The 19,040-nt window shown below is 72.1% G+C and carries 18 protein-coding genes; 7 read left to right on the top strand and 11 right to left on the bottom strand.

Annotated features, from left to right (window positions below):
• The first annotated feature begins 89 nt into the window (after positions 1-89).
• Positions 90-2,213 (top strand): catalase, encoded by a 2,124-nt coding sequence (locus E4P43_RS05890; RefSeq protein ID WP_135144482.1) that lies wholly within the window; start codon positions 90-92, stop codon positions 2,211-2,213.
• Between the two features lie 26 nt (positions 2,214-2,239).
• Here the strand turns inward: E4P43_RS05890 and E4P43_RS05885 are convergent, their stop codons facing one another.
• From E4P43_RS05885 to E4P43_RS05870, 4 genes are read right to left on the bottom strand one after another with little or no spacing between them, the layout of a single operon-like run.
• The gene (locus tag E4P43_RS05885) at positions 2,240-2,953 is read right to left on the bottom strand and encodes an alanyl-tRNA editing protein (protein WP_135144481.1); all 714 of its coding nucleotides are present in this window, start codon (positions 2,951-2,953) and stop codon (positions 2,240-2,242) included.
• Complete coding sequence (locus E4P43_RS05880; RefSeq protein WP_135144480.1) at positions 2,950-3,912, bottom strand: PLP-dependent cysteine synthase family protein; 963 nt, start codon at positions 3,910-3,912, stop codon at positions 2,950-2,952. Before E4P43_RS05880 ends, E4P43_RS05885 begins: the two co-directional genes overlap by 4 nt.
• The gene (locus tag E4P43_RS05875) at positions 3,909-5,354 is read right to left on the bottom strand and encodes an EamA family transporter (protein ID WP_167759080.1); all 1,446 of its coding nucleotides are present in this window, start codon (positions 5,352-5,354) and stop codon (positions 3,909-3,911) included. Before E4P43_RS05875 ends, E4P43_RS05880 begins: the two co-directional genes overlap by 4 nt.
• Positions 5,351-6,430, bottom strand: coding sequence for a serine O-acetyltransferase (locus tag E4P43_RS05870; RefSeq protein ID WP_135144478.1), 1,080 nt, complete (start codon positions 6,428-6,430; stop codon positions 5,351-5,353). The genes E4P43_RS05875 and E4P43_RS05870 overlap by 4 nt, the downstream gene beginning before the upstream one ends.
• A 117-nt stretch (positions 6,431-6,547) precedes the next feature.
• Here E4P43_RS05870 and E4P43_RS05865 point away from each other — a divergent pair, with 117 nt between their 5' ends.
• Positions 6,548-7,462, top strand: coding sequence for a LysR family transcriptional regulator (locus tag E4P43_RS05865; RefSeq protein WP_135144477.1), 915 nt, complete (start codon positions 6,548-6,550; stop codon positions 7,460-7,462).
• Here the strand turns inward: E4P43_RS05865 and E4P43_RS05860 are convergent.
• The 3 genes from E4P43_RS05860 to E4P43_RS05850 are packed head-to-tail and all read right to left on the bottom strand — an operon-like array spanning position 7,452 to position 10,360.
• Entirely contained in the window at positions 7,452-9,023 is a 1,572-nt protein-coding gene (locus E4P43_RS05860; protein ID WP_135144476.1) for a succinic semialdehyde dehydrogenase, read from the bottom strand. The two genes, E4P43_RS05865 and E4P43_RS05860, sit on opposite strands and share 11 nt — an antisense overlap.
• 19 nt (positions 9,024-9,042) lie before the next feature.
• Positions 9,043-9,759 (bottom strand): FAD-binding oxidoreductase, encoded by a 717-nt coding sequence (locus E4P43_RS05855; RefSeq protein WP_245158950.1) that lies wholly within the window; start codon positions 9,757-9,759, stop codon positions 9,043-9,045.
• Positions 9,752-10,360 carry a sulfite oxidase-like oxidoreductase gene (locus tag E4P43_RS05850; protein WP_135144475.1) on the bottom strand — a complete coding sequence of 203 codons (609 nt, stop codon included), beginning with the start codon at positions 10,358-10,360 and terminating at the stop codon, positions 9,752-9,754. The genes E4P43_RS05855 and E4P43_RS05850 overlap by 8 nt, the downstream gene beginning before the upstream one ends.
• A 227-nt stretch (positions 10,361-10,587) precedes the next feature.
• Here E4P43_RS05850 and E4P43_RS05845 point away from each other — a divergent pair, with 227 nt between their 5' ends.
• The 4 genes from E4P43_RS05845 (at position 10,588) to E4P43_RS05830 (ending at position 14,477) form a co-directional block, all read left to right on the top strand.
• Positions 10,588-11,229, top strand: a complete 642-nt coding sequence (locus E4P43_RS05845; protein WP_245158949.1) for a succinate dehydrogenase cytochrome b subunit — start codon at positions 10,588-10,590, stop codon at positions 11,227-11,229.
• Positions 11,230-11,241: 12 nt separating this feature from the next.
• Complete coding sequence (locus tag E4P43_RS05840; RefSeq protein ID WP_135144473.1) at positions 11,242-13,188, top strand: fumarate reductase/succinate dehydrogenase flavoprotein subunit; 1,947 nt, start codon at positions 11,242-11,244, stop codon at positions 13,186-13,188.
• The gene (locus E4P43_RS05835; RefSeq protein WP_245158948.1) at positions 13,185-13,994 is read left to right on the top strand and encodes a succinate dehydrogenase/fumarate reductase iron-sulfur subunit; all 810 of its coding nucleotides are present in this window, start codon (positions 13,185-13,187) and stop codon (positions 13,992-13,994) included. Before E4P43_RS05840 ends, E4P43_RS05835 begins: the two co-directional genes overlap by 4 nt.
• A 90-nt stretch (positions 13,995-14,084) precedes the next feature.
• Positions 14,085-14,477, top strand: coding sequence for an MmcQ/YjbR family DNA-binding protein (locus E4P43_RS05830; RefSeq protein WP_135144472.1), 393 nt, complete (start codon positions 14,085-14,087; stop codon positions 14,475-14,477).
• A 3-nt stretch (positions 14,478-14,480) separates the two neighbouring features.
• On the opposite strand, the gene E4P43_RS05825 is transcribed toward E4P43_RS05830, so the two are convergent.
• On the bottom strand, positions 14,481-15,386 hold the full coding sequence (locus E4P43_RS05825) for a DUF1028 domain-containing protein (protein ID WP_135144471.1): 906 nt from the start codon (positions 15,384-15,386) through the stop codon (positions 14,481-14,483).
• A gap of 48 nt (positions 15,387-15,434) precedes the next feature.
• Complete coding sequence (locus tag E4P43_RS05820) at positions 15,435-16,724, bottom strand: Nramp family divalent metal transporter (RefSeq protein WP_245158947.1); 1,290 nt, start codon at positions 16,722-16,724, stop codon at positions 15,435-15,437.
• Positions 16,725-16,797: 73 nt separating this feature from the next.
• On the opposite strand from E4P43_RS05820, the gene E4P43_RS19815 reads away from it, so the two are divergent.
• Positions 16,798-17,268 carry a hypothetical protein gene (locus E4P43_RS19815; RefSeq protein ID WP_167759076.1) on the top strand — a complete coding sequence of 157 codons (471 nt, stop codon included), beginning with the start codon at positions 16,798-16,800 and terminating at the stop codon, positions 17,266-17,268.
• 12 nt (positions 17,269-17,280) lie between these two features.
• Here the strand turns inward: E4P43_RS19815 and E4P43_RS05810 are convergent, their stop codons facing one another.
• Together E4P43_RS05810 and E4P43_RS05805 are read right to left on the bottom strand one after the other, a co-directional pair.
• Positions 17,281-18,258 carry an LLM class flavin-dependent oxidoreductase gene (locus E4P43_RS05810; protein WP_135144469.1) on the bottom strand — a complete coding sequence of 326 codons (978 nt, stop codon included), beginning with the start codon at positions 18,256-18,258 and terminating at the stop codon, positions 17,281-17,283.
• A gap of 62 nt (positions 18,259-18,320) precedes the next feature.
• Positions 18,321-18,938 carry a hypothetical protein gene (locus tag E4P43_RS05805; protein ID WP_135144468.1) on the bottom strand — a complete coding sequence of 206 codons (618 nt, stop codon included), beginning with the start codon at positions 18,936-18,938 and terminating at the stop codon, positions 18,321-18,323.
• Positions 18,939-19,040 lie beyond the last annotated feature (102 nt).

The raw sequence follows: 19,040 nt of genomic DNA, 5'->3' as shown, positions 1-19,040 counted from the left end.
TCCGCTGCGCGGAAGCGGTCGTTTGCGCTGGCCAGCCGCTCGGGTAGCGCGCCGGGGATCGAAGCAGTCGATTACCTCCGAGGAGACCCGTGCCCCCCACGCGCAAGCCGAACACGTCCGCGCCCCGCACCGTCAGCCCGACCGGTGTCGGCTACGAGGGACCGAAGGACGGCCGCGACCCACGGGCCCAGGCCGGTGACACGCTCACCACCCCGAACGGTGTCCGGATCCCCGACACCGACCACTCGCTCAAGGCGGGCCCGCGCGGCCCGGTGCTGCTGGAGGACTTCCACCTCCGCGAGAAGATCATGCACTTCGACCACGAGCGCATCCCGGAGCGCGTGGTGCACGCCCGCGGCTCCGGCGCCCACGGCGTCTTCACCGCCTACGGCACCGCCGCCTCGGTGACCCGGGCCGCCGTCCTGGCCGAGAAGGGCCTGGAGACGCCGGTCTTCGTCCGCTTCTCCACCGTGCTGGGCTCGCGCGGCTCGGCCGACACGGTGCGCGACACCCGTGGGTTCGCGACGAAGTTCTACACGAAGGAGGGCACCTGGGACCTCGTCGCCAACAACATCCCGGTGTTCTTCATCCAGGACGCGATCAAGTTCCCCGACGTGATCCACGCGGGCAAGCCGCACCCGGACCACGAGATCCCGCAGGCGCAGTCGGCCCACGACACCTTCTGGGACTTCGTCACCCTCCACACCGAGGCCACGCACCACACGATCTGGAACATGAGCGACCGGGGCATCCCGCGCAGCTACCGGACGATGGAGGGCTTCGGCGTCCACACCTTCCGGCTGGTGAACGCCGAGCGCGAGACGGTGCTGGTCAAGTTCCACTGGAAGCCGAAGCTGGGCGTGCACTCCCTGACCTGGGAGGAGGCCCAGATCGCCGCGGGTGTCGACCCCGACTTCCACCGCCGCGACCTGTACGAGTCGATCGAGGCCGGCGCCTTCCCGGAGTGGGAGCTCGGCATCCAGGTCTTCCCCGACACCCCGGAGGAGACCTTCGAGGGCATCGACCTGCTCGACCCGACCAAGATCGTGCCGGAGGAGCTCGCCCCGGTGCAGCCGATCGGCAAGCTGGTGCTCAACGCGAACCCGACGAACTTCTTCGCCGAGACCGAGCAGGTCGCCTTCCACACCGGCCACCTCGTGCCGGGCATCGAGGGCACCAACGACCCGCTGCTCCAGGGCCGCAACTTCTCCTACCTGGACACCCAGCTGACCCGGCTGGGCGGACCGAACTTCACCCAGATCCCGGTCAACCGGCCGCACGCCCCGGTGAACGACAACACCCGTGACGGCTTCCACCAGCACGCCGTCCACCAGGGCCAGGCGCCCTACACGCCCAACAGCGTGGACGGCGGCAGCCCGTTCCCGGCCGACTGGTCCGAGGGCGGCTACGTCAACGTGCCGCGGCCGGTCAGCGGCGAGGTGGGCCGGAGCGCGCCGGCGTCCTTCGACGACCACTTCTCGCAGCCGGCGCTGTTCTACAAGAGCCTGACCAGCGTCGAGCAGCAGCACGTGATCGACGCCTACACCTTCGAGCTCGGCAAGTGCTTCGAGCAGCCGATCAAGGAGCGGGCCCTCACCATCTTGGCCCGCATCGACGAGAAGCTCTGCGCGCAGGTGGCCGCGGGCCTGGGTCTGCCGGTGCCGAAGAAGATCAAGCCGGAGAAGGTGCGCGGCGAGTCGCCGGCGCTGCGCCAGATCAAGCCGACGCCGTTCCCGATCGACGGCCGGATCGTCGGCGTGGTCGCCGGCCCGAAGGCCGACCTGAAGGGCATCGCGAAGCTGCGCGAGGCGCTGGAGGCCGAGGGCGCCCAGGTGAAGGTGATCGCCCCGCACGGTGGCCAGCTGGTCAGCGGCCGCGACGTCGAGATCGTGGAGCGGACCTTCGCCACCGGCCGCTCGATCGAGTTCGACGCGATCGTCGTGGCCGACGGCGCACCCAAGGACGGCGACTTCCGCGCCCTGGTGATGCTGCAGGAGGCGTTCCGCCACCTGAAGGGCATCGGGGCGTGGGGCGACGGCGTCGAGGTGCTGCGCGCCGCGGGCATCGACCCCAAGGCCCCCGGCGTCATCACCGGCAAGAAGGCGAACGCCGCGATGTCCGCGGAGACGATCGCCGCGCTGGGCATGCACCGGGCGTGGGACCGGCAGCCGCTGGTGAACGCATCCATGGTGCCGCCCACCGTGACCGCCTGATCCACGTCGCCGGGTGCGGCGGACGGTCAGTTCTCGACCGCCAGCCGCACCCGGCGGAATCCCCTGCCCTTGCTCTCGAGCTTGGTCACGCGCACCGCGCCGATCTGCGCCGTGGACGCGACGTGCGTGCCCGCGTCGGCCTGGGTGTCCAGCCCGACGATGTCGACCAGACGCACGATCTCCAGCCCTTCGGGGACGTGGCTCTCCTCGGACCGCGACAGCTCCGGTAGCGCGGCGGCCTCGGTGGCGGCGACGAACCGCACCTCCACCCGGTGGTCTGCCGCGATGGCGGCGTTGCACGCGTCCTCCACGGCCGTCCGGAAGTCCGGGGGGACCTCGGCCAGGTTGAAGTCCATGCGCCCCAGCAGGGGCTGCATCCCGCTGCCGGTCACCCGCGCCGCGAAGTCACGGTGGACCACGGCCGAGAGCACGTGCAGCGCCGAGTGCGTCCGCATGAGCGCGGTCCGGTGGGCGTCGTCCAGGGCGCCGCGGACCGCGGTCCCCACCGGGGGAACGGGGTCCTCCTCGTGGACGACGAGGACGACATCGTCACCGCGACGAGATCCGACGACGCGGGTCCGGACCCCCGCCCAGAGCAGGACGCCGTGATCCGGTGGCTGACCGCCACCCCCGGGGTAGAAGGCGGAGCGGTCCAGGACGACGCCGTCGGGACCGGAGGCCAGAACCACGGCATCCCAGTCACGGACCGTCGCATCCACCAGCTCGTAGCGCTCGGTCATGCCTGGGTCCCATCCGTCGTGGTGGCGGCCAGGTCGGCGCCGTCCTCGCCGAGCAGGTCCAGGTAGTCGTGTGCCCCGTCGTAGGCGAACGTCAGCACCGTCGCGTCCGGGGGGAGCTGCGCAGCCAGGCGCAGGGAGGCAGCGATGTTCGCCCCCGTCGACACCCCGGCGCAGATCCCCTCGCTGCGCATCAGCGCTCGCATCCCCGCGACGGCCTCCCCTTCGCTCACCGTGCAGACGTCGTCGAGCAGCCGGACGTCGAGGTTCGCGGGCACGTAGCCGATCGCCAGCCCCTGGATGCGGTGCCGGCGGTAACGATTCTCCCGCAAGGAGCACCCCTCGGGCTCGACCCCGATGATCCGGAGGGCGGGGTAGCGCTCGCGCAGCACCGCGCCCACGCCACTGATGTGCCCCCCGGTGCCGATCCCGGCGACCAGCACGTCGGGATCGAGGCCACCCAGGTCCCTCACCAGCTCCCGAGCGGTCACGTCGCGGTGGACAGCCGGGTTGGCCGGGTTCGCCCCTTGGTTGAGCATCACCCACGTGGGGTTCTCGAACTGCAGCTCCATCGCCTTCTCACCGTGGGAGTTGTTCCCCCGCGTGCTGTCGGACAGCACGACCTCGGCTCCCAGCGCTCGCAGCAACCGCTGCTTGTCGAGGCTGTAGTTGTCGGGGACGACCAGCACCACCCGATAGCCCAGGACGGCCGCTGCCATCGCGATGCCCATGCCCGTGTTCCCGCCGGTCGGCTCGAGGATCGTCTGCCCCGAGCCCGGCGTGAGCCAGCCGTCCCGCTCCGCCGCGCGGATCATGTTGAGGGCGATGCGGGCCTTGTGGCTGCCGCCGGGATTGAGCTGCTCGCACTTCAGCAGCAACCGGGTGCCCGCGGGCGCGAGCCGGTCGAGACGGACGAGCGGCGTCCCGCCCACCGCGTCCAGCACCGAGGACAGCAGGGTCATCCCCGGACCTCCGAGTGCACCAGGGAGTCCGGAGCCGGCGGGTGCTCCGCCCTGCGGTCGCCCCGGGTGCCCCGAGCGGGCAGCGCTTCCCGGCCCCACCGCCGGAGCTCCCGCGCCGTGCCGTCGGAGAGGTCGAAGAGGGCCGCCTCCTGCACACCGTCGGAGGTCACACCGACCACGAGGTGCCGCACCCCCGGGAAGACCGGACGCCCCTCGAACACCGCGTGCCGCAGGTCCTCGGCCGAGAAGTACGCGGCCCCGTTCGGGTGCGAGTGGTAGATCAGATCGACCGGAGCGGGCCCGTCCAGGCTGTCCTCCAGGTAGCGCACGTCGGCCGGTGCCATGACGTAGCCCGTCTCGCCGCTCCGGTGCCAGGGCACCTCCTCGGGACCAACGCTCTCGTCGGCCATGTTGGCGACGGCGCGCAGCTCGCCGGAGACCAGGCCGAAGCCGCAGGCCTCCTTGGGGAACGCGCGCTCGGCGGCCGCGCACGCACCCGCGAGCACACCCTCGGAGACCTCCGCCGTCTCCGCCGGCGCCCCGGCGCCGGCCGTCTTCGCGACCGAGAAGGCCACGAGCACCCCGAGGACGGCGAGTGCCATGGGCACGGTGAAGCGCACGCCCTCCAGCGCGACCGACAGTCCCAGGGCCACGATCGGGAAGAAGATGAACACGAAGGAGCCGACGACCGGCGTCACTCGCTGGAGGAGGTGGAAGTACAGGGCGAAGCCGATGACCGAGGCGACCAGGGCGAGATACAGCACCGCGGTGAAGGAGCGCGCCGTGACCGCTCCGATCTCCGGGCGCTCGACCACCGCTCCCAGCGCCAGCAGGAGCGCCCCACCCAGGCCGATGGGCAGCACCTCCAGGCTGATGACATCGACCTCGCGGCCGAACCGGGCGATCAGGGCGTAGCTCAGCGCGTGCAGAACGGCGGCGACGAAGATCGCCAGCGGGCCGACCGGGCTGGAGACGCCGAGCCCCTCGCCCGCCGCGATCACCAGAGCCGCCAGCAATCCGAGGCCCACGGTGATCGCTCCCCACTGCACCGGCGTGACGCGGGTGGTGCCGAGCGCCACCGACATGACGACGAGCAGCACCGTGACCGAGGCGAAGATGATCGCGGCCAGCCCCGACGAGGTGCGTTGCTCGCCGTAGTTGATCAGCGCATACGGAACGGCCACGTAGCTGACGGTGAGCACCGCCGCCAGCCAGCGACTGCCCGGCGGGGGCAGGAGACGCCACGACGGCACGAGCCACACGGCGACGAGCAGGAAGGGGAACGCGCAGGCGAAGCGCAGGCCGGCAGAGGTGATCGGCGGGATCGACTCCACCGACACCTTCATCGCGTACCAGGTCGTGCCCCAGATCAGCACGATCAGCAGGTAGACGACCCCGAGCAGCACATTCCTGGCCGTGGGTGCGCCCGAGCCACCGCTCACCGCACGTCCTCGCGCCGTGGGCACGTCGCGCAGGAACGGTGCTGCCGCTCGGCCCACTGATGGGTCAGCCGTACACGGGCACGGCGACATCGCTCACCCTCCTCCACCAGCAGGAGGTCACCGGCGACCGCACCCAGGTGCGAGGGCAGCTCGGCCTCCAGCCGCTCCTCGGAACGGACGGCCACCCTGAGCTCGACGACGGTTCCATCAGGCTCCAGCAACTGGGGTGTCACCCCGGCCAGGTCACTGCCCCACACGGTCACCCGGCCCCGGCAGAGCCGGACACCGGCGACCCACGTGGCCTCCGTCCCCGACGTGACCTGGTGCTGGGTCACCAGGCGCACCCGGCTGCCGGCCGGGACGTCGGTGGTCACGACGGTGTGCGGATCGAGAACGCAGTCGCTGCCGACCGTCACCGGCCCCAGCACCCGCACGAACGACCCGATCTCCACCCGGTCACCCACGGTGGGATGACGCGGGCCGGTCGGGTTGTCCGCGATGCCGACCGACCCGAGGACCACCCCCTGCAGCACGTAGCAGTCCTCACCCACCACCGCCGTCTCCCCGATGACCGTCCCCACGCCGTGGTCGAGGACGAACCGCGCGCCGATGCGGGCGGCCGGGTGGATCTCGACCCCGGTCTCGACCTTGGTCCGCTCGGCGAGGCCCCGTGCCGCTCCTCGCAGCAGCTCTGCCGAGGCCGGCTCACGGTCCGCGAGCCGGTGCAGCTCGTGGGCCAGGCGGTGGGACGCCACGGCTCGGAAGCACACGTAGCTGGTCAGCGCATATGCCGCCGAGATCGCCGCCGGATCGCGGGCGACCAGTCCGTGCAGGTCACGCAGCGCCAGGTCGGTCGCGCGACGCACGGCTGCGACGACGACGTCGGGGCGCAGCGACCCGGCGAGCTCCGCCGGGAGCCGGGCGACGAGGAGCCACCACAGGCGGGACTCCACGGCGTCGACGTCGACCCGGCACTCGGGTGACACGGGGACGGTGACAGCGGCGGCCGGTCGGCGTGGGGCGACGGGCGCGGTGCGGGCGGTTCCGGACGGGCGGACGGTCTCGGCGGTGACCACGTCCTCATGGTGGGGAGCCCCCCAGACCGGAACAAGGCCGTTCTGGTTCAGCATCCCCCAAGCAGCGCTTCACACCCTGCGGCTTCCGCGAAGCGCCCCAGCGGGCTTCAATGATCCATGGCCCGCGACCAGGCAGTTCCGGAAGTCGACCCGCGACGGCTGCTCGTCTTCCGGACCGTCGGGCGGGCCGGATCGATGTCGGCCGCTGCGCGGGAGCTGGGTTGGACGGCACCGGCCGTGAGCCAGCAGCTCAAGCGACTGGAACGCGACCTCGGCCAACCGCTGCTGCTCCGCAGCGCCCGGGGGATCCGGCTGACCGAGGCCGGGCAGGTGCTGCTCCGCCACGCGGATGCGATCGCGGCCCGGCTCGGCGTCGCCGCGGAGGAGCTGTCCGCACTCGCCGACCTCCGCGCGGGCCGGGTCCGGCTGGCCGCGTTCCCGTCCGCGAGCGCGACCCTCGTGCCCAGGGCGATGAGGCAGCTGGCCGAGCGCTTTCCCGAGCTGCAGGTCCGCCTCACCGAGGCCGACCCTGCCGTCGCCCGGCAGCTGCTGCTGGCCGGCGAGGTCGATCTGGCACTCCTGTTCGCCTACGACGAGGAGGGCGAGTCCTTCGAGGACCTGGTGACCCTGCCGCTGGCCGACGACCCGATCCGCGCTGTCCTGCCGCCCGGGCACCCTCGAGCTGCGGACCCCGAGGTGTCACTCGCCGACCTGAGCGACGAGCAGTGGGTGGCCGGCTGCGTGCGCTGCCGCACCCACCTCATGGAGTGCGCCGCGGTCGCCGGCTTCACCCCCGACATCCGGCATGTCACCGACGACTACGTGGTCACGCAGACGCTCGTCGCGGCCGGGCTCGGGGTCGCTCTCCTCCCGGAACTGGCGCTTGCCGCCGCCAGCCCCTCGCACACCGTGACGGCGGCCCTGGTCCCACCCCAGGGCCGCCGGCTCCTGCTCGCCCATGCCCCCGGCGCCGAGTCCCTGCCCTCCGTGGCGGAGACCATCGCGGCCCTGCTCGCCGCCGTCAGCGGATGAAGGGCGCCCGCTTGAGCGCCTTGAGCCCCGCCGTCATGACCTTCGCGTAGCGGTCCAGCGGGAGACCCGGCAGCGGCCCGACGGGCACGCCGCGCTGGACGGCGACGGTCTGCGACTCGGTGTACTTCAGGATGCCCTCGGCGCCGTGCCGGCGGCCCACGCCCGAGTCCTTCATCCCGCCCATCGGGGCGTCGTGCGAGGCCCAGGCCGCGGCGTACGCCTCGTTCACGTTCACCGTGCCCGACCGGATGCGGGTGGCGATCTCCGCGCCGCGGCGCGGCGTGGACCAGACGCTGGCGTTCAGCCCGTACTCGGTGTCGTTGGCCCGCTCGACCGCCTCCTCGGCGTCGCGGACCCGGCTGATGGCCACCACCGGGCCGAAGGTCTCGTCGCGGGTCAGCTCCATCCCGTCGGTGACGCCCTCCAGCACGGTCGGCTCGTAGAACAGCGGCCCGAGGTCGGGGCGCGCCTTGCCACCGGCGAGCACGCGGGCGCCCTTCGCGACGGCGTCGTCGACGTGCCGGGAGACGACGTCGAGCTGGTCCTGGCTCACCAGCGACCCCATCTCCGCGTCCCAGGTCAACCCGGCCGCGAGCTTCATCCGCTCCACCCGCTTGACGAACGCGGGCACGAACCGGTCGTAGATGGCGTCCTCGACGTACATGCGCTCCACCGAGATGCACAGCTGGCCGGAGTTCGAGAAGCAGGCCCGCACCGCGCCCTCGACCGTCTTCTCCAGGTCGGCGTCGGCCAGCACGACCATCGGGTTCTTGCCGCCCAGCTCGGCGGAGAAGCCGATCAGCCGGCGGGCGCACTGCTCGGCCACGGTGCGCCCGGTGGCGGTGGAGCCGGTGAACATCAGGTACTCGACGCCCTCGATCAGCGGCGTCCCCAGCACCCGGCCGGCGCCGGTGACCACCTGGAGCAGGTCGCGCGGCAGGCCGGCCTCGTAGAGCAGCTCGACGGCGATCAGCGCGGTGAACGGGGTCTGTGCGTCGGGCTTGAGCACGACGCCGTTGCCCGCGAGCAGCGCCGGGATCGCGTCGGAGACGGCGAGGGTGAGCGGGTAGTTCCACGGGCTGATGACGCCGACCAGGCCCTTGGGGTGGTGGTGCTCGGTGGTCCTCGTGAGCACCGGCAGCGCGCCCTGGCGGCGGGTCGGCCGCAGGTGCTTCGCCGCGGTGTTCGCGTAGTACCGCGCCGTCATGGCGACGTCGGCCAGCTCCTCGAAGGCGCTGACCCGCGCCTTGCCGGTCTCGGTCTGGGCGACGTCGAGGATCTGCTCCTGCCGCTCCAGGACCAGGTCGTGGTAGCGCAGCATCACGGCGCAGCGCTCGGCGATCGGGCGGCGCGCCCACTCGACCTGGGCCGCGCGCGCCCGGCGCTGCGCCTCCTGCACGTCCTCGGCGGTGCAGGTCGGCACCTCACCGACGACGTCGCCGGTGAACGGCGCGTGCGAGGCCTGCCTGGGGCGGTCGGGAGCTGCGGTGACCAGGGCGGCGAGCCGGGCGACCAGGGCGGGGTCCAGCGCCGGCGTGGGGTGCGGGGCGGTCGTCGTCATGGCGACACCCTGCCGCAGGTCAGGCCGGTCCGCCGCTGGGGCCGAAGCGCTCCACCCGGACGTCGGACGGGTCCACGCCCAGCTCGAGCAGCAGCTGGGCCGCGGCCTCGGCGAACAGCCCGGAGCCGCACACGTACGCCGTCTGCCCCGGCTCGACCAGGGGCACCAGGTCCATGGCGGTGAGCCGGCCGGCCGGGCGGATGCCGTTGGCCTCGCGGGTGAGGACGACGAGCGCACCGGCCGCCTCGAGCTCGTCGGCGTAGGGCAGCTCCTCGCGGGTGCGGGCGGAGACCGCCACCCGCAGCAGGTCCGTGCGCCCCAGCGCCCGCGCCGCGCGCAGCATGGCCACGAACGGGACGACACCCGACCCGCCGGCCACCAGCAGGGCCGGGGAGACCGTGTCCCAGACGAACCAGCCGCCGATCGGCCCCCGCACCTCCAGCTCGTCGCCGGGCTCGACGACGTCGGCCAGGTGCGTCGACACCTCGCCGTCGGGCAGCCGCTCGACGAACAGCTCGACCAGCGGGTCGCCCGGCGCCGAGGCCACCGAGTACGAGCGCTGGGCGGTGTAGCCGTCGGGCGCGGTCAGCCGGACGACGTAGTGCTGGCCGGGCAGGTGGTCGATGCGGTCGTGCACGTCGAGCCGCAGCTGTACCGAGCGCGGCACGGGCCGGCGCACCCCGGCGACGGTCGCCGTCCGCCAGCCCCCGGCCGGGGCGCGCCCCGGCTCAGTCACCCTGGTACCGCTGCTGCCGCCACGGGTCGCCGCGGTCGTGGTAGCCGTTCTGCTCCCAGAACCCCGGCCGGTCCTCGGTGAGCAGGGTCAGCCGGCTGACCCACTTCGCGCTCTTCCAGAAGTACAGGTGCGGCACCAGCAGCCGCACCGGGCCGCCGTGCTCGGGGGTCAGCGGCCGGCCGTCGAACTCCCAGGCGAGCCACGCCCTGCCACCGGTCACGTCGGCCAGCGGCAGGTTGGTCGTGTAGCCGGTCGAGGACGTGGCCAGCACGAAGCGGGCCGCCGCGGTCGGCCGCGCCGCCTCGAGCAGGGTGTCGAGGGAGACCCCGCCGAACCGGGTGTCGAACTTCGACCAGGTCGTCACGCAGTGGATGTCGCCCCGGTACTCCGACGGCGGCAGGCGGTGGGCCTCGTCCCAGGTCCACGTCGTCGGGCTCTCCACCTCCCCGTCCACGGTGATGCTCCAGCGCTCGGGCGGGATGCGGGGCGTGGGCTCGGCGGTGAGCACCGGCCAGTCGGTGCCGACGTCGTACTGCCCCGGCGGCAGCCGCGGGTCGCGCTCGCGCCGGCGGCCGAGAAAACCACGTGTGGGAGAGGGCACGGTGCCCTCCTCCCCCGCGGGCCGCCGGCTCAACCGTGGCGCGGTGCCTCGACCTGCGGGAATGACGGATACCCCCGGCTGACCTGCGGTGAGGGCACCCTTACATGAGGTGTGTCACCTCGTGTTGGTTTGGTGGCGAGGCTCCGGTAGTCCTAGCGTGGGGGCTTGTGGTGACGGTGACGCACGCGGGTCGTAGAACCCCGAAGGTTGCAAAGACCAACTCGGTCGTGAAGAAGGCCGTCATGGCCGTCAGCGGCATCGTCATGGTGCTGTACCTGATCGCGCACATGATCGGGAACCTGAAGGTCTACACGGGCCGCGACTCCTTCAACCACTACTCGGAGTGGATCCGCACCATCGGTGCGCCCGCGCTGCCCGAGCAGACGGCCCTCACGATCATCCGCGTCGTCCTGCTGGCCGCGGTCGTCGCGCACTTCTGGGCCGCGGTCTCGCTGTGGCGGCAGGCGCGGCGCGCCCGCCCCGAGCGGTACGTGACCAAGAAGGCCGTGGCGCAGAGCTACGCGTCGCGCACCATGCGCTGGGGCGGCGTGATCGTCCTGCTCTTCATCGTCTACCACATCCTCGACCTGACGATGGGTGTCGTGAACCCGGAGGGCCACGACGCCTCGCCGTACGACCGGCTGGTCGCGAGCTTCTCCAACCCGTTCATCACGGCCTTCTACGTGATCTCCCTGCTGCTGCTCGGCATGCACCTGCGCCACGGCATCTGGAGCGCCACGCAGACCCTCGGCCAGAGCAACCGGCGGCGGGAGCGGACGGTCAACGCCTTCGCGATCGTCTTCTCCACGATCCTCATCGCCGGCTTCCTCATCGTGCCGTTCAGCGTCCTCTTCGGGCTCGTCGACTAAGGAGCTCCCCCGATGCCTCTCGACCTGTTCAGCGTCGGCGACCCGATCGCCGACACCAAGGCCCCCACCGACGTCCCGATCGGCGAGCGCTGGAGCGAGCGCCAGTTCCGGGGCCGCCTGGTCAACCCGGCCAACCGCCGCAAGCTGACGATCATCGTCGTCGGCACGGGCCTGGCCGGCGGCTCCGCCGCCGCCACGCTCGGCGAGGCCGGCTACAAGGTGAAGTCCTTCTGGTACCAGGACTCCCCCCGCCGCGCGCACAGCGTCGCGGCGCAGGGCGGTATCAACGCGGCGAAGAACTACCGCAACGACGGCGACAGCGTGCACCGGCTGTTCTACGACACGGTCAAGGGCGGCGACTTCCGGGCGCGGGAGAACAACGTGCACCGCCTCGCCGAGGTCAGCGTCAACATCATCGACCAGTGCGTGGCGCAGGGCGTCCCCTTCGCCCGCGAGTACGGCGGCCTGCTCGACAACCGCTCCTTCGGTGGCACGCAGGTGTCGCGGACCTTCTACGCGCGCGGCCAGACGGGCCAGCAGCTGCTCTACGGCGCCTACCAGGCGCTGGAGCGGCAGATCGCGGCCGGCAACGTCGAGCAGAACGCCCGCACCGAGATGCTGGACCTGATCATCGTCGACGGCCGAGCCCGCGGCATCGTCGCCCGTGACCTGGTCACCGGCGAGATCAGCACCCACTTCGCCGACGCCGTCGTCATCGCCAGCGGTGGCTACAGCAACGTCTTCTACCTCTCCACGAACGCCAAGGGCTCCAACACCACGGCGATCTGGCGGGCGCACAAGCGGGGCGCGTACTTCGCCAACCCCTGCTACACGCAGATCCACCCGACCTGCATCCCGGTCAAGGGCGACTACCAGTCGAAGCTGACCCTGATGTCGGAGTCGCTGCGCAACGACGGCCGCGTGTGGGTCCCCAAGGAGCGCGGCGACACTCGCGACCCGCGGGAGATCCCCGAGTCCGAGCGCGACTACTACCTCGAGCGGATCTACCCCTCGTTCGGCAACCTGGTGCCCCGCGACATCGCCTCGCGCCAGGCGAAGAACGTCTGCGACGAGGGTCGTGGCGTCGGCCCCGGCGGCCTGGGTGTCTACCTGGACTTCGCCGAGGCGATCGAGCGCATGGGCCGCCCGGCGGTCGAGGCCAAGTACGGGAACCTCTTCGACATGTACGCCCAGATCACGGGCGAGGACCCCTACGCGACGCCGATGCGCATCTACCCCGCCGTCCACTACACGATGGGCGGCCTGTGGGTCGACTACGACCTGCAGTCGACGATCCCCGGCATGTTCGTGATCGGTGAGGCCAACTTCTCCGACCACGGCGCGAACCGCCTCGGCGCCTCCGCGCTGATGCAGGGCCTGGCCGACGGCTACTTCGTCCTCCCCTCCACGATCAGCTCGTACCTGGCCGACGGCCCGTTCGAGAAGGTCGACGAGTCCCACCCGGCCGCGGTCGAGGCCATGCAGGGCGTGCAGGAGCAGGTCCAGAAGCTGCTCAGCATCAACGGCACCCGGACCCCGGCGTCCTTCCACCGGGAGGTCGGCCAGCTGATGTGGGACTACTGCGGCATGGAGCGCACGGACGAGGGCCTGCGCAAGGCCATCGACCGGATCCAGGAGATCCGCAAGGAGTTCTGGAGCAACCTGAAGGTCACCGGCGACTGGCACTCCTTCAACCAGACCCTGGAGCACGCCGGCCGGGTCGCCGACTTCATCGAGCTCGCCGAGCTCATGTGCATCGACGCCCTGCACCGCCGGGAGAGCTGCGGCGGCCACTTCCGCGCGGAGAGCCAGACCCCCGAGGGCGAGGCGCTGCGCGACGACGAGAACTTCGCCTACGTCGCCGCCTGGGAGTGGACGCCGGAGGGTCAGCCGCCGGTCCTCCACAAGGAAGACCTCGTGTACGAGTACGTCCACCTCGCCCAGCGGAGCTACAAGTGACAGCCAGCATGCAGTCCAGCGTCGGCAACCCGGCCGACGAGAAGCTCGGGATGAACCTGACCCTGCGCATCTGGCGGCAGAAGGACCCGTCGGTCAAGGGCAAGATGGTGACCTACAAGGTCACCGACATCTCGCCGGACATGTCCTTCCTCGAGATGCTCGACGTGCTCAACGAGCAGCTGATCATGCAGGGCGACGACCCGGTCGCCTTCGACCACGACTGCCGCGAGGGCATCTGCGGCATGTGCGGTCTGATGATCAACGGGCAGGCGCACGGTCCGCAGCAGACCACCACCTGCCAGCTGCACATGCGCTCGTTCAAGGACGGCGACTCGATCGACATCGAGCCGTGGCGCGCCTCGCCGTTCCCGGTGATCAAGGACCTCGCCGTCGACCGGCGGGCGTTCGACCGGATCATCCAGGCCGGCGGCTACATCTCGGTCCCGACCGGCACGGCCCCGGAGGCGCACGCCACCCCGGTGCCCAAGGCCGACGCGGACGCCGCGTTCGACGCCGCCACCTGCATCGGCTGCGGCGCCTGCGTGGCGGCCTGCCCGAACGCCTCCTCGATGCTGTTCACCGCCGCCAAGGTGACCCACCTCGGCCTGCTCCCCCAGGGGCAGCCGGAGCGGGACGACCGCGTGGTCAACATGGTCGCCCAGCAGGACCGCGAGGGCTTCGGTGGCTGCACGAACATCGGCGAGTGCTCGGCCGCCTGCCCGAAGGGCATCTCGATGGAGACCATCTCCCGGCTGAACCACGACCTGCTCGGCGCCCTGCGCGCCGGCGCACGGCCGAAGAGCTGAGCCACCGCTAGCGCCACGAAGGCCCCCTCCGGTTCTCCGGAGGGGGCCTTCTGGCGTCCAGGGGCGGGGCGCGTTCCGTACCGTGCACCCGTGGCCGACTGGGACGACGTGGCGCGCCTGTGCCTCGCGCTGCCGGGCACGACCGAGGCGGTGTCGGCGAGCGGGCGGCGCCGCTGGCTGGTGCGCGGGAGGACCTTCGTCCGGGAGCGCCCGCTGCACGCCAAGGACCTGGCCGAGCTGGGCCCCGCTGCGCCGCAGGGGCCGGTCGCGGTCGTCTCGGTGCCGGACGAGAGTGCCAAGGCCGCGCTGCTCGCCGCCGAGCCGGACGTCTGCTTCACGACGTCGCACTTCGACGGCTGGGCGGCGGTGCTGTGCCGGCTCGACCGGGTCGACGGCCCGGTGCTCGCGGAGCTGGTCGGCGAGGCGTGGGCGTCCCGGGCGCCTCGCCGGCTGGTGGCCGAGCACCGCTTCCCCGCGGGCTGACCCTCAGGTCGCGGGCACCGGCGGGATGATCCGCTCGATCACGTCGGCCGGCATGAGCCCGGCCTTGCCGAAGCGGCTGGCCGCCTCGACGAACTGCGGAGCGAGAGCGGCCAGCTCCTTGAGCATGTCCCGGGCAGCGTCCTCGCGGCCGGCCAGGGCGGCGATGACCGCCCGCCACATCAGCTGGTCGGGCTCGGTGACCGGGTCCATGGGCCGCAGCAGATCGAGCTCGCGGTCGGCGGTGACGGGGTCGCCGTCGATCGCCTGCTGGAAGGCGCGGACGACGTCCTGGTAGCGGGCGCGGGTGACGGTGAGGTCGGCGAGGACGCCGAGCGGGTCCGGGGAGTCGTCGACGCGCAGGTCGACCACCATGTCGTGCCAGGGCCGGCCGGTCGTGGTCGAGCGGATGACCATGATCGCCGCCGAGCGCCGGCCCCGGAAGTCGCCGCCGGCCTCCTCCCCCGCCACCAGCGAGGAGAGCAGCCGCTGGGCGAGCGGGCCGGCCGAGCCCTCGAAGCGCTCGACCATCGCCTCCCACACGGCCGGCGAGCTGGCCATGTTCGCCAGCGCGACGCAGTTGTCGCCCATGAGGTGGCCGGCGTCGTCCACGCAGCTGCTGCCGGTGTAGGCCGCCAGGTCGCCGTTCACGCCGAGGACGGCGACCTGCCGCCGCTCGGGCTGCGGGTCGACGCTGCTGAGCGCCGTCAGCACCTCCTGGGCGGTGAAGCCGCCCTGCAGCAGGTCCAGACCGACCGAGCCGTACATCGGCTCGGCCATCGACTGGGTGGCGATCACCCCGTGCCCGGGCAGGGCGAACGGGACGCTGTTGCCGACGGCGAACGCCTGGGACTGGGTGGCGACGCCCATCTCCCCCGTCTCGGGATCACGGGCCACGATCGAGTAGGTCACCCACCGGGCGTACCCGCACCCACCCCGGGGGGCAAACCCCGGTGTTGATCACGAACCGAGGCCGCTGAGCTCGTTCACGCAGAGGGCCAGGAAGAGCACGGCCGCGCCGGCGAGCAACGCGTTGGACAGCCACCCGTTGCGCCAGCGCTCCGGGGTGCGCCGGCTGTTGAGCAGCCACAGCAGGGTGATCGCCAGGAACGGCATGAAGAACGCGCCGAGCGCGCCGTAGGCCACCACGAGGGCGAACGGGCGGTCCAGGAAGAGCAGCGCCATCGGCGGGAAGGTGAGCCACAGCAGGTAGGCGCGGTAGGGCAGGCTCCGCTCGGCCGGCCCCTCCGCGAGCTGGCCGCCGGCCCGCTTCGACGTCCGCACGAAGTCGGTGACCAGCAGGCTGACCCCCTGCCAGACGCCGAGCAGCGAGGAGAACGACGTCGCGAAGAAGCCGATGAGGAACAGCGTGCTCACGATTGCGCCGAAGCGGTCGCGCAGGATCTCGTCGAGGTCGAGCAGCCCGCGGTCGCCCTCGGTGAGCGAGACGCCCGAGTTGTGCAGCAGGTCCGCGCCGACGACCAGCATCGCGACGACGAAGACGCCGGTGGTGATGTAGGCGACCCGGTTGTCCAGGCGCATGACCTTCATCCACGAGGCGTCGCGCCAGCCCTTGGCGTTCACCCAGTAGCCGTAGGCGGCCATGGTGATCGTGCCGCCGACGCCGCCCACCAGCCCGAGGGTGTAGACCGCCGAGCCCTCCGGCAGCCTCGGCACCAGGCCGGAGAGCGTCGCGCCGAGGTCGGGCACCACGAGGACCGCGAGCCCGACGACGATCACGAACATGACCCCGATCAGGACCGTCATGACCTTCTCGAAGACCCGGTAGCTGCCGAACCAGACGACGGCCAGCCCGACGACGCCGCAGATGACGCCCCACGCGGGGATCGACAGCACCGGGAACAGAGCGGCCAGCGGCAGGGCCGACGACGTCATCGCCGTCGCCCCGTAGACGAATCCCCAGACGGCCACGTAGACGACGAAGTAGACCGAGGTCCAGGCGCCGAGGGTGCGCCAGCCGGTGAAGATCGTCGAGCCGCTGGCCAGGTGCCAGCGGCCGGTCGCCTCGGCGAGCGCGATCTTCACGACGACGCCCAGCACGACCGCCCACAGCAGCGCGTAGCCGAACCGGGAGCCGGCGATCAGCGTGGCGACGAGGTCGCCGGCGCCGACACCGGTGGCCGCGACGACGATGCCGGGGCCGACGAGGCTCCACTTCCTCGTCCGCTGCAGCGGCGCCTCGGCCGCGGGGTCCACCTGCTCGGTCAGCGGTTCGCGGTCCTCGGGCACGGCCCCAGTGCATCGCAGGGGGCGGGAAGCCGCAAAAAGGGGACGGCCCGTCCCGAGCGGGTAGGGCAGCGCCATGCGCCGTCCCACCGCCGTCCTGCCGGCCCTGCTCCTCGCCACCGTCCTGGCCGGATGCGGGAGCGACGAGCCACCGGCGCCGGCGGGCGAGGCGGCGAGCACCAGCCCGTCGGCACCCACCTCGTCCTCCGCACCGTCGTCTTCCTCGCCATCCGCCTCGTCCTCGCCGTCGGCGGGGCCGGGACCGGCGGAGATCGCCCGGCCGGCGCCGGGCTCCTGCGTACCGGTGCCGGAGACCGCCGACGGCGTGTACGCCATCACCGGGGTCGGGACCGTGACGCTCACCCGCCAGGGGAACGCGATCACGCTCGTCCAGGCGCGGTCCGACGAGGGCTGGAGCGTGAGCACCAGCAGCGACGAGGACGAGGCCGACGTCGAGTTCCGCCGCGGCGAGGAGGACGTCGACTTCGAGGCCGACCTGGAGGACGACGGCCGGCTGGAGCTCGAGGTCTGCGACGACGAGGACTGAGCCGGCGGCCGCCTAGGCCAGCGCGGAGGCGGTCAGCTCGACCGCGCGCAGCCGGCCCTCGAGGCTCGGGGACTGGAAGGCGACGATCAGCTCGTCGGCGTCGGCGGTCTTGGCGAACCGCTCGAGGAAGTCCCCCACCTGGGCCGGGGTGCCCAGCGCGGTGTGGGTGAGCATCGAGCTCACGTGCTGTCCCGCGCCCTGCGCCAGGAGCTGGTCGGCCTGCTCGTCGGTGAGCGCCTGGCCGCGCCCGAACAGGCCGATCGCCAGGTTCCGCCTGACCGCCTCGAGCTGCTCGCGGGCGGCGTCCTCGGTGTCGGCTGCGACGACGTTGGCACCGGCGATGACGTAGGGCTCGGCCAGCTGCTCGGAGGGCTTGAACTGGCTGCGGTAGGCCGCGACGGCCGGCTCGAGCATGGCCGGGGCGAAGTGCGAGGCGAAGGCGTAGGGCAGGCCGAGGGCGGCGGCCAGCTGGGCGCCGAACATCGAGGACCCGAGGATGTAGAGCGGCACGTCCGAGCCCTTGCCGGGGATGGCGTCGACGCCGCGCACCCGGGTGTTGCCGGTCAGGTAGCCCTGCAGCTCCTGGACGTCCTGGGGGAAGGTGTCGGCCGAGTGCGGGTCGCGGCGCAGGGCGTACATGGTGTTCTGGTCGCTGCCGGGCGCCCGGCCCAGGCCCAGGTCGATGCGCCCGGGGTACATGGCCTCGAGGGTGCCGAACTGCTCGGCGATCGTCAGCGGCGAGTGGTTGGGCAGCATGACCCCGCCGGCGCCGAGCCGGATGCGGCTGGTGTGGGCGCCCACGTGCGAGATCAGCACGCTGGTCGCCGACGAGGCGATCGAGGGCATGTTGTGGTGCTCGGCGTACCAGACCCGCGAGAACCCGTGCTCCTCCGCACGCTGCGCCAACGCCACGCTGGCGGCGATGGCGCTGGTGGCGGTCTCCCCCCGCGGGATCGGGGCGAGGTCGAGGACGGACAGCGTGATGCTCATGTGCAGGCCTTTCGCGTCGGTTGCCAGGGACAACCGACGCGGGCCCGGAGGGCTTCCCGCCGTCAGCGGCTCTGCAGTGCGTCCAGTGCCACGGCCATGGCGGCCGCCACCCGGAAGTCCAGCCGCGGGTCGGGCACCGTCACGTCGTAGGCGTCCCGGAACGCGATCCTCTTGTGGCTCGACAGGACCACCTGGCCGGACCGGGTGTCGGTGAAGTCGAAGTGGAAGACGAAGGGGACCCAGACGTCGCCCAGGTAGGGGATGAAGCCCCACACGCGGCGCAGCACCGCGATGAACATGCTGCGCTCCTGGCCGACGGCGTCCACGCCGGGAGCCGAGAGGTTCCAGGTGGAGCGGAGCAGGCTCGCCCCGAACTCCTTGCTGAAGTACCCGATGACCGTGCCGTACTCGTCGTAGACGTCGTGCTGGGCGTGCACGTCGAGCCGCTGCCTGGCCTTGAAGGAGAACACCCGCCGGGACTTCGACTCGTCGGAGAAGAAGACGACCTCCTCCTTGAGCTTCATCCGCTTCTGCTCGGCGAAGGCGATGAGCTGGCCCTGGCCGCCGTCGGGGGCGGCCATGCGGATCTCGTAGCGGTTCACCATCATCGTGATCCGCTGCTTGACGAAGAAGTGCGGCACCACCATGGGGGCCGGCTGGTGCCCGGCGGGGACGGTCATGCGCACATCCTGCAGCACGCCGGCGGCCGCGGACCGTCGTGTCGCACTGCTCCTCCGTGGTCGGGGCGCCACCGCCCGGCATCGTGGGCACCGACCGGTCCC

Source organism: Blastococcus sp. TF02A-35 (assembly GCF_004571075.1).
In the GTDB taxonomy this organism is placed as follows: domain Bacteria; phylum Actinomycetota; class Actinomycetes; order Mycobacteriales; family Geodermatophilaceae; genus Blastococcus.
This window is presented reverse-complemented; position numbering and strand designations above follow the sequence as displayed.

What these genes read in the sequence shown, in the direction of transcription:
- E4P43_RS05810 (WP_135144469.1), bottom strand. Translation starts at nt 18,258, where the DNA reads ATGAGCATCACGCTGTCCGTCCTCGACCTCGCCCCGATCCCGCGGGGG.
- E4P43_RS19815 (WP_167759076.1), top strand. Translation starts at nt 16,798, where the DNA reads ATGCGCCGTCCCACCGCCGTCCTGCCGGCCCTGCTCCTCGCCACCGTC.
- E4P43_RS05860 (WP_135144476.1), bottom strand. Translation starts at nt 9,023, where the DNA reads ATGACGACGACCGCCCCGCACCCCACGCCGGCGCTGGACCCCGCCCTG.
- E4P43_RS05865 (WP_135144477.1), top strand. Translation starts at nt 6,548, where the DNA reads ATGGCCCGCGACCAGGCAGTTCCGGAAGTCGACCCGCGACGGCTGCTC.
- E4P43_RS05880 (WP_135144480.1), bottom strand. Translation starts at nt 3,912, where the DNA reads ATGACCCTGCTGTCCTCGGTGCTGGACGCGGTGGGCGGGACGCCGCTC.
- E4P43_RS05885 (WP_135144481.1), bottom strand. Translation starts at nt 2,953, where the DNA reads ATGACCGAGCGCTACGAGCTGGTGGATGCGACGGTCCGTGACTGGGAT.
- E4P43_RS05840 (WP_135144473.1), top strand. Translation starts at nt 11,242, where the DNA reads ATGCCTCTCGACCTGTTCAGCGTCGGCGACCCGATCGCCGACACCAAG.
- E4P43_RS05805 (WP_135144468.1), bottom strand. Translation starts at nt 18,938, where the DNA reads ATGACCGTCCCCGCCGGGCACCAGCCGGCCCCCATGGTGGTGCCGCAC.